This is a genomic window from Chitinophaga niastensis, from assembly GCF_003014755.1.
Lineage (GTDB): Bacteria > Bacteroidota > Bacteroidia > Chitinophagales > Chitinophagaceae > Chitinophaga > Chitinophaga niastensis.
This window is the reverse complement of the sequence record NZ_PYAW01000004.1, coordinates 508413-522887: the sequence shown is the minus strand read 5'-3', so window position 1 is coordinate 522887 and position 14475 is coordinate 508413. Positions and strand designations below refer to the sequence as shown.

Genomic DNA, 14475 nt, shown 5'->3' with positions numbered 1-14475 from the left:
AATTGAACAACTATTTAAGCGTTTGTTAACAAATGTTCACGCTTAAACATAAAAAAGAAAAATTAATAGCTGCTTTCCTGCTATGTTCTGGTGTTATAAAGTAACATTACGCACGACTATATAATGACAATTTCCACCTATAGTGGCTAACATGACTAGTAGCCATCAGCGCTATTATTCATCAATCTCTTTTCAGACAGTGCATGCATCTCTTAAACGAAAAAAAAGAAGTAAAATGGAGTTTCTCACAAGCCCATGGCTTCTTTAAACAGGTTCCGTTAATCTTTTTATTAAATCAACTATAAAGGGTTTAAAATTGGCATTAGCAATATTTAGTCTGCAACTAAAATTGCGGCATGAAGGTAAATAAAAAACGGAATTGAACAAAAAAATTCGGATGGGTATTTCAAACTACTTATAGCTTTGTTCTTTTGTCCGAAGGCTGTACTAATAGTACATAATGCTGCGCGCTACCACTAAATAAATGAAGGCATTAAATACCCTGTTAATCATTTCCCGATTTTTTGGTGATAACTATTTTTAATTGTAGATTTTACCAACTGAATGTATTATCTTTTTGGTGACAAATATGCCATTTTGTATTGTAGTTCCTGATTAACAGTATACCCCCTACCGTAGCCCGATACCTTATCATTTAACCCTTTTAATTTAATCCCAATGAGGAAAATTATTTTACTCCTATGTCTGTTATGTAGCAATTATTATGTCAATGCCCAGGTTTGTAACACACCTTATCATATTGTAGTAATAGGTTCGTCTACTGCAGCCGGAATGGGGGCCACGCCCAACCATGGCTGGGTGGCCCTGTATACGCAATATCTGAAAGGCATTAACATCAATTACCAGGTAGATAACCTGGCGGTAGGTGGATATACTACTTACGATCTGTGCCCCACCGGATTTGTGCCGCCGCCATCCAGACCCTTGCCTGATACAAATCATAACATCACCAGGGCTTTGTTGCTGCACCCGGACGCGATTATCATTAATCTGCCCACCAATGACGTAGGCCGGGACTATACGTTAACGGAGCAGCAGGATAATTATAAACGAATGATCAGTGCAGCAACAGCGCAGGGCGTGCAAGTATGGGTTACTACCACCCAGCCCCGAAACGCTTATAACGCCGGGCAGATAGCCGCTTTAAAGACGATGCGTGACTGGACAATCTCCTATTTCGGCAATAAGGCTATAGACTTCTGGACTGACCTCACAGAACCCAATGATTCTATCAGGCATATTTATAGCTATGGTGATGGTATACATTTGAATGATGCGGGGCACCAGTTACTGTATACCAGGGTGGTGAGCAGCAATATACGGGATGTACTTTGTAATGCCGGCAGCAGTGTTAATCCCTTCCATCTTACTTCTTTTGCTGTAAACCAGGTACAGAACAAGCTTTATTTAATCTGGTATACCAATAATGAAAAAAATACTTCCCGGATTATCATAGAGCACAGTGCTGATTCCCTGAGCTGGAATACAGTTGGTACGTTGACGGCAGCCGGTAACTATACCGGTTCCCGCTTCTACAGTTTTATAGATACTAGTATATATCTGAGTGCCCAGTATTACCGGTTAAACATGGTAACCACAGACAGCCGTCATTTTTTCAGTACTGTTATAAAAGGGCTGCCGGATACCATGTATACAAACCCCTTCCGGCTGGATGTCTTCACTGTGGCCTTGCAGCAAAACAAGTACCTCCTGAGCTGGACTACCCGGGCAGAAAAAAATACCAACATGTTTACAATAGAGCGCAGTACCGATTCTCTTACCTGGAATAGTATCGGAAATGTTAATGCAGCAGGTAATTCCGTGACCATACGATCTTATAGTTTCACGGATACGGCTACACGAATTACTGCAGCCTGGTACCGGCTGAATATGTCTACTCACGACAACAGGCATTTCTATAGTCAGGGAATCAAAAGCCTGTCACCAGGCCCGGATACAGTTCCCGTCAGCAATCCTTTTAACCTCACGACATTTTCCGTCAACCAGTATCATGATCAGCTGCACCTGAACTGGGCTACCAGCAACGAAGCCAATAGTTCATTGTTCATCATAGCGCGAAGCAGTGATTCCCTCAACTGGAATAATATAGGCAGCATTACGGCGGCAGGTAGTTATCCGGGGCAACGTTCCTACAATTATCCTGATACCACCATACGCACAAACGCGCAATACTACCGCCTGGAGATGGTGACCCTGGACAACCGGCATTTCTTTAGTGCCGCCATAAAAGGAACGCCCGATACGATGTACTCCCGGCCATTCCGCCTGGCTACCTTTGCGCTTACCTTACAACAGGGGAAATTCGTATTCAATTGGTCTACCAGCGCAGAAGCCAATACTTACCAGTTTATCATAGAGCGCAGTACAGATTCCCTGAGTTGGAATAATACCGGCACCATAGGAGCAGCAGGCAATTCCAATACCATACGGTCCTATAATTTTACGGACACGGCTACACTCACTACAAATGTATATTACCGGTTAAACATGGTAACGCATGATAACCGGCATTTTTATAGTGGAAGCCTGAAAGGTGTAATGTCCCTCTTACCTCTCCGGGGACTGCAACGAGGCAGCTATAATGCTTCCTTTCATTCCGGCACGCTAAAGCCCATCGCCCTGTTGATAGTACCCAACCCCGCACAGGAAAGCTGCCGGATATCCGGCTTAGCCACCGGCCATCACCTCGTAAAAGTATATGACATGTCCGGTCGGTTGGTTTACTTCAACCGCCAATTCCAAATGGGCAGCAGCATTGCAGTAGGTGCCTGGGCCAACGGGTTGTATATTTTAATAGTAGATGAAGGAAAGCAGCCGCTTAAACTAATAAAAGAATAGATCACAGAGGAACGTTGATCTGCGCAACGTATTAAATGCCGGGCTGACCAAAAAAGAAACAATGCTTTTAGGTCAGCCTTTTTATTGCTCACTGGTATTATCCGGATAAAAGGCGGATATATTATAAATCATCAACTACATTTGCTAACTAAAAATAAGCTTGTCCGTTCTATATGCAGCCCGGAAAAAAAATAAATTCATCAGGAACCCCTGACGCCGAAATCAGGATAAATGAAGCACTGGTTTATGCTTTGCTGAAAGAACAGCATCCGGATTTAATACACTTGCCGCTTCATTTTGAACAAGCGGGTTGGGATAATGTAATTTTCCGTTTGGGAGAACAAATGCTGGTGAGATTACCTCGTCGGAAGGCAGCAACGATGCTGATTGAGCATGAACAAACCTGGCTTCCATTACTGATGGAAGGGTTGCCTTTAGCTATACCTGCTCCTTACAGGATTGGAAAGCCTAACAGTGCTTACCCCTGGCGATGGAGTATATTACCCTGGCTACCAGGTGTACCTGCAGACGAAGAAGCGCCTGATGCTGACCAGGCAAAAATTTTTGCGGCATTCCTCAAAGCATTGCATAAGCATCCACCCTCCGATGCGCCATTAAATCCTGCACGCAGCGTACCGCTTCATCAACGGGCACTTGTTGTAGAAGAGCGTATACAACGGCTAAAAGTTAAGACTGATCTAATCACTAAAAAGATAGAGGATACATGGAGTATAGGTTTAAGCGCTCCGCTGGATGTTCAGAAAAAATGGATTCATGGTGATCTTCATGCGCAAAATGTGCTTGTTGAAAACGGGCAGATTACAGGCATCATCGACTGGGGAGATATAACGGCCGGCGATATTGCAACAGACCTGGCTGCTATCTGGATGATCTTTCCGAACCAGGATGCCCGAAGAGCCGCGATATCAGCCTATATAAATGTTTCTGAGGCAACCTGGCAACGCGCCAAAGGATGGGCTATACTTTTTGCTGCGCTACTACTGGACACCGGATTAATAAATAACCCAAGACATGCCGCGATGGGAGAAAAAATATTTCATCGTATTGCTGAGGATGAGTGAACTTCTTACTTAGATAATTTCCGGAATTATTACAAAATATATACTTTCGCGGCTATACAGGTTATTTTCCACTGCATAAGCAATAAAATTATATCTTGTTTAAACCGTTGAGGGAAGACCTTGACAGCCTTATGCCTTTACGGCAATTAAAATAAAAACATGAAAAAAAATATCAATTGGCAGCAAGCCATTGAAAAATTCCCCGCTTTAAACGAGGTAAACCAAACCTTTAGTAAATATGGATATTCCCCGAAAAACGTTTTGATGTTTGAGGGTAATTATACTGCCGAAAATTTTTCCTTCAATAATTTTGAAACCGAAAAGCCTGATTTTATTGTCATAAATGGTGATGCTGCCTTCACCAAAGATTTTTATGCCGGAAGCCTCGACGAAGACGGCGATAATGATTTTGGGGTGTATGTTACCGGAAACCTGAGCTGTAACCGCCTGTTCATGAAAGATAACGAAATCCTTATTGGTGGCGACCTCGTAGCCAAAACTCATATCGAATGCAGCGCCAATGGCTTTGAACAAGGTTCTCTGATAGTGCAAGGTAAAACCCATTGTCCTTATGTTTTTAAGGAAGGCTGGGCCACATTGATTTCGCTGAATCTCCAAAATGGAAAAGAACTGAGCGCCGCTGATTTAGAAGCATATCGTGATAATTTTTTCAACAAAGATTGGGGCGAGTTTGATTATAAAGCGATGATAGCATTATGGGAAGGCTGACACACTTTTTGTAATTCTTCCATCATTCCAACAGGTTTGAAAAATACATAGCTTTAACCAGTTTTTGCAGCATATGCTGCCTGCCTTCTTTATCGATAAGCGGAGGAGCCATGGCTGTCATAAATTGATCCATCAACACACTACTCTTTTCTGTAATTACATAGCCATCCAGCTCAACTGTCCAGGGAGAAAAAAGAGGATAAGTCTGATACCTGAAATTGCGTATGATCAAAGTATGGCCTTCCTGGTTAGTCAGGATGAGCTGAACCCAGTTATTATACATGTTCCAGCTTCCTGAAGGAGTTGGCCTGCAATCATTCCAGGTTAATGAATCTGTTGCCTCAAGCAAGTATTTTAATAGTGCAGGGCTTTCAGTGCCACCAGGGTTGTTTTTTTTCATTGATTCATAGGCTTTCTCCATAAAATCGCCAAGGTTGGCAATCTCCGGGCCTATAACAACAAAATTATTACTCCATAATCCTTCCGGTAACACCAGTATTTTATGCAATTTCAAAGAATCAAGCAAAGGGATCGAATCAACTAAATCAATTAATCTGTCAAAATTTAGATTATTGATATTTATCCAAAAATCTGCAGCAGGACTTTCCGGAATAACATGTGCCTTCACAGCTAATTGAAATGTATTAATTTGTTTTTTGCAATGTTGATACTCCTGCTTTGAAAATTTGAAATCTGCTATTTTATCGTATTGATAACAGCTATTTTTTATGTTACCGGCTAATGAATCAATACTGCCTGTACTGATGGTTGCTGGCATTTTTACTATCCAACCGGTGTCTGTTTCATTTGCTGTACTTTGGGGTCGCTCAAATTGCTGATTGTTTCTTTTATAAACTACTGTGTCCTCTTTCATGAAAACAGATCCTCTCATTATAAATGCAATACTTTTAACCGGCTGCTGATAAAAAGCAGATAATGATTCCTGTACCGTTACTTTTTTTAGTTGTTTGGTATCAATTCCATAATAATAAAGCGAATCGTTTCCCGGTGTATACAGCAATTGTTTTCCCGCTACTATCATTGCCGTACCTTTGTTAATTTTAAAAGGCAAGTCGCTGTTATAATCCCAGTTCAGGCCATAGGTTTGTTGCTGATATAATTTATTATCTGACAGGCCATAGGTAGTATCCCCGGAGTGTCCGACTGCGGTAGGTTGCCATTCAACACTTTTACCTGCATAAAGGGGACTGCTTACTATTTCCCCATCTGGTCTATACTGTGTTACATGACTACCATCCCAGGTATAAAAGCTACCGTTTTTACATACTGCATTTAAGTAAAGCGCCCGTTGCGTATATTTTTTTTCAGATTGAAGCCGGCTGTTTATTTTATTCACTTCATTCCTGTCTGATACAAAATATAAGCTGCTGGTTGCTGCATCCGTGAAAAAATCTTTTATTCCTGGCAGGCATTTCCAGTTGATCTTATTTCTCTTTGAATAGAATACCAGCTCTTCCTGCCTTACCAGGAAATAATCATTCCATATGGCCACATTATTGATTTGTGGACGGTTACAGATGGCTGTCTTATTATATTTCCCCTGATCAAGCGGTGTAGGAAGTGTATTCCAGCTACTGCAATTATCAGCAGTATAAGCCAGTACATTCCATAATGAACCTATCAGGCCCTGTTGCTGATCATTAAAGAATATATGGCAGAACCGCTGGTTATTCCCCGGCGTTTTAAATGACAACCATGTATGGCCGAAATCATTTGTATAGTAAATACATCCCGGAGTGCGCCTGACAACAGGCGTATCAGATGCAGGTTTGTCAGCCACCTGGCTGTTATCATAACCCGATGAATAGAATAACCAGGCCTGACCGCTGTTCAGGTATGTGCCGTCATCAATCCTGCGCGAGGCAACCTCTGTGAGTAAGACACGTTCCCAACTCCTTCCTCCGTCTGACGTTTGTAAAACGGTACTACCGGCAATGAAATGAAAAAAATCTCCATTACTTACAATGATTCCGGTATCATTATTAAAGAAAAGGAGATGCTCATAAAAGATATCTTTTAACCCTTCATGCAGCCGTTCCCACTTACCTTTCACCTGCTTAGCCACTACCAGTTCACCTTTTTCATTACAAAGCATTAATTGCCCATGCTCATTTACACCGAAACTAAATTTGAGATAGGAATTGAATTTAAAAAAATGCTGATTGTAGTCGTTCTCCTGTGCAATACATCTGCTTACCAATAACAATGTACAAAGCAGGCATAATGTGTATTTCATCAGTATCAGGGTTTTGTGTGTTTTACAATGGCAAATATTTGGATTGAAATATAAATAGTTATTTTTTCGATGCCTAAATTACTGCCTTCTCCTGGTAAAATAAACAGTAGTACTACTGTTTATTTTATTAAAAGTACCGTAGAACTACGTTATGGGATATCAGCAAATTAAAAGCGATTCCTCCCATTAGAATAGGAGGAATCGCCGGAAAAATATTCATCAATGAATTACTGCTTAGCGAATTTATCAGGCACAAAGGAGGCAAATCCTGGCAGCTTTACTTTATAACGCAACATACCGCCAAAATGATCTTCTTCTTTTAATAGCTCGTGGCCTGTTTTGCTGATCCAAAAGATTTGGGTGTAATGTCCTCCTTTGGGTGAATTTCCTTCAGTGAAGAGTTTCCAGCAATCTACTTTTTTGTTATCTAAGGTTGAGATGGATTCAGCACCCGTAACTTTGTAGGTAACATAAGCTGGCGGCTCTAAGCCCGCGTCGTAGAATTGGATAACAAAGGATTTACCTTCCGCTAAAGGCAGCATTTCGAATGTTTCAATGTCCAGGTTCCAGTTGTAGTTAGGGCTTGCAAAGTCCAGTTTGTAATCAGCGGCTTTATTATCTGCGATGGCCGTTCCTTTAATTCCTGTGGCCGACCAGTTATAGGCTTTCAGGTCACTGCCTACATAAGCGGCGTGGTAAATGGGTGAAAAGTCAGCAGCACTGTTGATAGAGGTAATATGGTGATACCTGGTACTATCTTCACTATACCAATATTGTGATATTTTGAATACGTCTTCTTTGTTTTGAGTAGCTTTTTCAATTTGCCTGATCCACAGATTAAGCCATAACATTTTTTCAAAACCGGGTCTTACAAAATATACGATATACTGTCTTACACCAGGGTTCAGTAATTTTGTATTTAATTTATGATGTTGCGGATCAATTGTGTCCGTTTGTGCTATAGCGCTTTGCGCTGCCAGTATTGCTATTATCGCAACGGCAAGGATAATACGTTTATAAAGTTGGAAGGATTTGAAGAAATGCATGTGATGCTTTTTTACAGATGAATAAATTTGAAATATTTTCATCAAAGATTCTATCTCTTTTATTTTCCAAAAAATAAATTCAATCATACCCAACAGCATTTCAATGAATAACGGTAATGGAGATATCAGGCGAACCATTTAAAAATCAGACCTATTGGTTGAATGACCACCAACATTTGTTGAAAATCGTTATGTAAATACAGAAATACCTGCTCCGGTAATAAAAAAAGATTAAAACCTTCGTAAATTGGGGGATGCGGAATTTTAGAGATATCACCATGAGTACCCGCCTGCAATGGTTTCTGTGGCTAGTCGTGTTTGCGATGATGTTCTTTTCCATATTGCCAGGAGATGGTTTTTTGCAGGCGATGGTATTTTCTTTTCTCAATACATTATTTTATGCCATTGTGATCTACGGTAATATCAGTTGGTTATATCCCAGGTTCTATGAAAAAGGACGTATAGCCTTGTATGTGATAGCTGTTTTGTTATTCCTGACAATCGCTGGTTTGGGCAGAGGGTATCTGTTAGACTGGATTTATAATAAATGGTTTACTACGATGCCGCTCCCTATAACCGGCAGTATTTTAATCAGGTACCTCAGTGGTATACCGCTGATCTTTTTGCTTAGCTTCTTTTTTAGAATAGTGGTTGTTTATTTTACTTTAAAACGTCAGGCTGCGGCACTGCTGCTTCAAAATACCCAAACTGAGTTGAACCTGTTGAAGTCGCAGGTGCAACCGCATTTTCTTTTCAATACATTAAATAACATTTATTACGAAGCCTACCTGGAATCTCCCAGGACAGCCGTTTTAATAGAACGCCTCTCTGAAATAATGCGATATTTTGTAGATGAAAGCCCTAAAGATCAGGTGCCTTTATCTACAGAAATTAATTTTCTGGAGAACTATATTGCCCTGGAAAAAATACGTATCCGCCATGAGATATCGTTGAATTTTGTCAGGCAGGCAGACGAGTCTTCCAGCATTCCTCCTATGTTGCTGATGACATTTGTGGAGAATATTTTTAAGCATGGTATTGATAAGTCCCGCAAGGACAATATCATCGATATCTCCCTGGTACAGGAGGGCAACAGGTTACATTTCAGTACCCGTAATGGTTTGCCTGAAAATGGTAATAGTCAGCGTAGCCGGGGATCAGGAGTGGAAAATCTGCAAAAACGATTATCACTATTATATGGTGACAATTTCACCATTCGCACAGAAAAATCTGAACATCATTTTACCGCCTTTTTATCTGTTCCCATATGAACCTGAAATGTATTATAGTAGATGATGAGCCCAATGCGGTGAATTTGCTGGAGTTGCATATCCAGCAAACAACGGAATGGCAGTTGGTAGCCAAATGCTACAATGCGTTGGAAGCATTGAATATATTGAAAAACAATAAAGCAGATGTGATCTTCCTGGATATCAATATGCCCAAACTGGATGGTATGGAGCTGGCCGGATTGCTTCCGCCGGATTTAAAGATAGTTTTCACCACAGCATATGCAGAATATGCATTGGCCAGCTATAATTTTCAAACAATTGATTATCTGCTGAAGCCAATTACCCTCAAGCGCTTCCTGACGGCCAGGCAGAAAATAGAAACAGCGTTTATACATAAGGGTTTGTTGGAGGCCACCATTCCTGATAGCGACTATCTCTTTTTGAAATCAGGTAAAACACTGCATCAGATTAAATTATCGGAGATATTATATTTTGAAGGGGAAAAGGAATATGTGCGTGTAGTCACCAATAAAAGCGAAATACTGATTTACAAGCGACTGAAAGAATTAACTGAACAGCTCTCTCCGCCTTTCACCCGTGTACACAATTCTTACATTGTGAACACCGGTCATATTGATAAAATTCAGGACAACCATATTTTCATTGCAGGAAAATGTATACCGTTGAGCGAAACTTTCAGGGCGCCGTTTATGGAGTTGATTCAGCCACGGTTTTTGTAGCGAGGCTAAACACAAAAAAGCGCCAGATTCCACCTCCAGCGCTTTGTCAATTTAATTACGTTCAAAAAACTTAATATTTTCAACGCCTGATTGGCATCATTAACTACTATGGATGAAGGTTGATGCACTTCCCCTGATCCGGATTCGAAGGATTATTAGTAGACCAGCATGTTAATCCTGTGCAGCACTTGCTATCCATCCAATTACAAAACTGCCCCGGACCTGAGCATCCTCCAGTTCCGCTTCCACTGGCAGCTCCGCCTAATATATCTTTTAATTGACTTCTTGTCAATAGTTTAACATTATCCAGTTGTAGAAAATTCAATTGCTGTTTTTTCATTTTTTTAATTTAATTGTTTGATAATTCAACCATGTTCATTGTAAACATGTTGGTGCTTCCTTTCAACTGGTTAAGTGCATTTTTTTACGCTGAATACACAAGACGCATTTTACCGGTTGCATACCTTTAATATACCTATTCTCCCGGAAAGTAATTTGTCCGTTTCAGCTATTAGTTATTGTTTTACGTGCATCATCTTATATGTTTTAGTGAAATTATCCACTTTCAACTGGAGGATATAAATACCCGCTGGCAGATCCGGAGTTTGCCAGGTAACAGTCTGGATACCAGGCTGCATAACTTTATCCAGCAAACGTGTAACCATCCTGCCATTTGCATCATAAACGTTTAATTGAACCTTGTGCTGATCAGCCAGTTCAAATGAAATGGTTGTAAAGCTGCTGAACGGGTTAGGATAATTTCCATTTAAGCTGAAGCTCATAAACACTTTACCACCGCTACTTTCCATATTCATTTCCCCATTATCATTGTTATCTTCCCACCATTTCCGATGATGATCTTCCATTGGTTTAAGCTGATCAATGATCTTTTGGGCGGCCCGAATGAGCGCTTTCCGGTCGGCGTTTGTAAGATGCGTTCTATGCGTAGCATTCTTCACCAGTATGATGAATACTTTAAGCAGCGCAATAGCAGGTTTTATTTCTCCTTTAGATTCCAGCTTTAATGAAAGTGCCAGGAGCCCATTTAAAAAATCTCCTTCCTGAGAGGTAAGTTTACCACTATTTACCAATGCGGTCACCTGCAGCATCAGCAGTCTGTATTGTTCTGCTATACCTGATTGCGGAACTACCTGTATGGAAACACTGCTTTGATTATCTACTGCAGGCGAATCCGGATCAGGAACGTTGCTGGCAGTAACCCCGGCAGTATTGGTAATTGTTCCGGGCTGCGTAACGATGCCGGTAATAATCAATGTGGCCTGCTTACTACTATCTAAAGTGCCCACCGACCATTTACCGGTAGTATTATCATAAGTACCGGCAGATGTTGTTGCATGGCTGAAAGTAATACCAGCCGGCAGTAGATCTGTTACCACAATACCGCCTGTACTTGCTGGTCCTGTATTAGCTAAACTGATGGTAAATATTACCTGTCCGCCAACGGTGTACTGTACTTTATCCGCCTTTTGGGTCAATTCCAGATCGGCTGTTGGTACATGTACCTGTATAGCAACACTGCTTTGATTATCCGTTGCGGGTACATCCGGATCCGGAACGTTGCTGGCAGTAACCCCGGCAGTATTGGTAATTGTTCCGGGCTGCGTAACGATGCCGGTAATAATCAATGTGGCCTTTTTATTACTATCTAAAGTACCCACCAACCATTTGCCTGTGGTATTATCATAAGTACCGGCAGATGCTGTTGCATGGCCGAAAGTAATACCAGCCGGCAGTAGATCCGTTACCACAATACCGCCTGTACTGGCTGGTCCCGCATTAACTAAACTGAGCGTAAATATTACCTGTCCGCCCACAGTGTACTGTGCTTTATCGGCCTGTTGGGTTAATTCCAGATCAGCTGTTGGTACACTACCCGCTTGCAGGCAGGCGCTGAACTCACTCGTATTGCCATTGGGATCGGTAGCTGTAGCCGTAACAGCAGTACCGGCAGGTAGCGTTATACCAGGTAATACATTTTTAAAAGCAACATTTCCGCCGGCATCTGTAGTAACATTAAGAGAATCGAGGAAAGCCTGGCCTTCCCCAAAACCAGTAGGGTTGCATGCATCATTTCTAAAGAATTCCAGTCTGAAAGTAGTATTATGGGTGCTGTTTAAAGTACCTTGTATGTTGGTATTTCCGCCTGCATTATTCACGCTGGTTAATACCGGGAAATTCTGGAAATTATTCGGGCCGGCAACTACGCCTACATGATTAGGAGTAGGCCCGTCATTTCCCAGGTCAATACCCAGGCCGAGATTTTTGAAAATGGCATTAGCAGATATGGCACTACCTGTTCCGGTTCCACCCAATGCGATGCCTTTTCCATTCGCAGTAACAGTATTACTTACAATGTTGGCTGTTGCTGCATCATTCACCAGTATGCCTGTGCCATTACCGGAGACGAGGTTACCTTCAATATGCGCAATAGTGTTGCCGTCCACTAAAATACCAGGACCACCATTGTTGGTAACAGTATCATTAAGAATACTCTTTCCTGTTAAGAAGCTGGTGACTTCAATACCAGTGATCGTATTTCTGTCAATAAAATCTCTTTCTATAAAGGCACGGACTGTAAGAAGGTTTTTCCCATCACTGATCCAGCGGATTCCCCCGCCTCCATTAAAGGCAAATTTGTTATCTGTTGATGTGAATGTAGCAATGGCATTAGCATCGGTAAACACGTCTATCCGGTCGCCGTCTTTTCCATTATTTACACCTGATGAACCGCTGACAGCATAACTAAATTCTGTTCCCGCTTTCAGTACTACTCTTCCCTTTCTTCCTTCAGCGCCATTGTTTCTGTATATGTCTCCATTGGCCCTGAGTGCCATTTGCACACCGCCAGGGATGTCTGCTACATAATTAAAGGCAATACCGGTATTAGCATCATATATGCCGTTGCTGAAATTTTTATTTCCCGCAGCATGAAAGATAAAGTTGGAGCCCACCTGTCCCAGCCGCAAAGTATCACCGGCAACGACCCAATCGATTTTACCTTTGAACGATTCTACCACGTCCATGGCCATACCATTACCGGTATGGAGATTACCCTGATACATCACCTGAATAGTGCTGCCATCAGCAAACCGCAGTTTACTACCTATTTTCATATTACCTTCAAAACCGTTCTTACGGATATTGTAACTGCCATCTGCGTTTGCAAACAGATCTATACCTACTCCCGCAATATTGGTAATAAAATTCCCTTCAATAGTAATTGGCTTTGCACTGGCCGAGATGCCCACCGCAAACTTAACCCCTGTTTTATTTTCTCCGATAAAATTGCCCAATATCTTAATCCCTTCTGTCAGACTGCCCTTGACCGTGACGCCGTTACTGGTACTATCACCCGCCATTTTATTCCCCTCTCCCGGATTTGTTCCTCCGATAGTATTGTTGGGGGCATTATTAAGGATAACGGCATCTTTTTTATTGGGCAGTGCATTCTCCCCCGAGATATCGAGACCAATAAGATTACCCTTTGCCAGGTTATTTGACGCTCCATTGGTGCCAAACTGAGTAGAATCAAGCCCTTTAATATTAATACCATAACCAGTGTTGCCGGAAATGATATTCCTTAACACACCGACACCGCCAATGGTGTTGCCAGGTGTATTATCAATAAATATCCCATCTCCGCCATTTCCTTTGGCAATGGTGCCTGTACCATCTGTACCGATGTAGTTGCTCTGTATAATGTGGCTGCCATCACCCGGAGGTGGGGTGCCCGAAATAAAAATCCCATGAGAGGAAAACTTGTTGATGATAAAGAATGAAATCTGGCACTGACCACCCAGCAATTGCAGCCCAATTGCATTGGCTCCGGCCATCGTTCCATCCAGTTCAATACGTCTGCCGTCATTGTTCAGGGCACTGATAATTACTGATCCAAGAATAGGTGGTAATGGTCCTAACCCGGTGCTTCCTATTTGGAGAATGATGCTGCCGGAACCAGGTGCATTGGGTATTTCAAAAATTATCATATTCTGACCTAAGTTGCGGTTACCGTTTTGATTTTCTATAGCAGCACGAAAAGTACATTGGTTACCTGGTGTATTCAGATCTACATCACATACCCCGTCATCACCAATCTGGCCCGCGTTTGGGTCACTTTCGTCACCTGTCATATTAACTGTAAAAGTTTTTTGTGCCAGGATGCTGGTGGGCAAAAACAAAGAGAGCAGGAAAATAATGGAAAAGCATATCGCTAAAAAAGTACAGGAATAATTTGGTTGCGTTCCGGGACTAATAAGAGGTAGATATTGCTCATTTAGATTTGGTTTCATATTTATTATTCTTTGGGAGATGAATAATATACACCTCATCAGGGAGTGCAAACGGCTCCTGATAATGCGCATGCATAGCATGATTCACATGTCTGGTTGGTTGAGTGTGCCGATAAAATTTTTCCTCAGCGTATTGAGTGTTCCATTGGAGTAAGTTTGAGGGGAACGTAAACGGCTATATTAAAATCAGCATATCGAA

8 protein-coding genes are annotated in these 14475 nt (G+C 41.6%); 5 read left to right on the top strand and 3 right to left on the bottom strand.

Annotated elements, in window-relative coordinates; genetic code table 11:
• The first annotated feature begins 678 nt into the window (after positions 1-678).
• The 3 genes from CLV51_RS20720 to CLV51_RS20710 all read left to right on the top strand — a co-directional run bounded on the left by CLV51_RS20720 (position 679) and on the right by CLV51_RS20710 (position 4691).
• Entirely contained in the window at positions 679-2880 is a 2202-nt protein-coding gene (locus tag CLV51_RS20720; RefSeq protein WP_106529987.1) for an SGNH/GDSL hydrolase family protein, read from the top strand.
• A gap of 173 nt (positions 2881-3053) precedes the next feature.
• Entirely contained in the window at positions 3054-3962 is a 909-nt protein-coding gene (locus tag CLV51_RS20715) for an aminoglycoside phosphotransferase family protein (RefSeq protein ID WP_211302069.1), read from the top strand.
• A gap of 159 nt (positions 3963-4121) precedes the next feature.
• Complete coding sequence (locus tag CLV51_RS20710) at positions 4122-4691, top strand: hypothetical protein (RefSeq protein ID WP_106529986.1); 570 nt, start codon at positions 4122-4124, stop codon at positions 4689-4691.
• Positions 4692-4713: 22 nt separating this feature from the next.
• On the opposite strand, the gene CLV51_RS20705 is transcribed toward CLV51_RS20710, so the two are convergent.
• The gene (locus CLV51_RS20705) at positions 4714-6948 is read right to left on the bottom strand and encodes a WD40/YVTN/BNR-like repeat-containing protein (RefSeq protein ID WP_106529985.1); all 2235 of its coding nucleotides are present in this window, start codon (positions 6946-6948) and stop codon (positions 4714-4716) included.
• 227 nt (positions 6949-7175) lie between these two features.
• A complete protein-coding gene (locus CLV51_RS20700) occupies positions 7176-7994 on the bottom strand; it encodes a DUF3108 domain-containing protein (protein WP_146151336.1) in 819 nt (272 codons plus the stop codon).
• Between the two features lie 254 nt (positions 7995-8248).
• On the opposite strand from CLV51_RS20700, the gene CLV51_RS20695 reads away from it, so the two are divergent.
• Both CLV51_RS20695 and CLV51_RS20690 read left to right on the top strand, forming a co-directional pair.
• Positions 8249-9265 (top strand): sensor histidine kinase, encoded by a 1017-nt coding sequence (locus CLV51_RS20695; protein ID WP_106529983.1) that lies wholly within the window; start codon positions 8249-8251, stop codon positions 9263-9265.
• Positions 9262-9966, top strand: coding sequence for a LytR/AlgR family response regulator transcription factor (locus tag CLV51_RS20690; protein WP_106529982.1), 705 nt, complete (start codon positions 9262-9264; stop codon positions 9964-9966). The genes CLV51_RS20695 and CLV51_RS20690 overlap by 4 nt, the downstream gene beginning before the upstream one ends.
• Before the next feature lie 515 nt (positions 9967-10481).
• Here CLV51_RS20690 and CLV51_RS20685 read toward each other — a convergent pair.
• The gene (locus CLV51_RS20685) at positions 10482-14276 is read right to left on the bottom strand and encodes a T9SS type A sorting domain-containing protein (RefSeq protein ID WP_158267082.1); all 3795 of its coding nucleotides are present in this window, start codon (positions 14274-14276) and stop codon (positions 10482-10484) included.
• Positions 14277-14475: the final 199 nt, after the last annotated feature.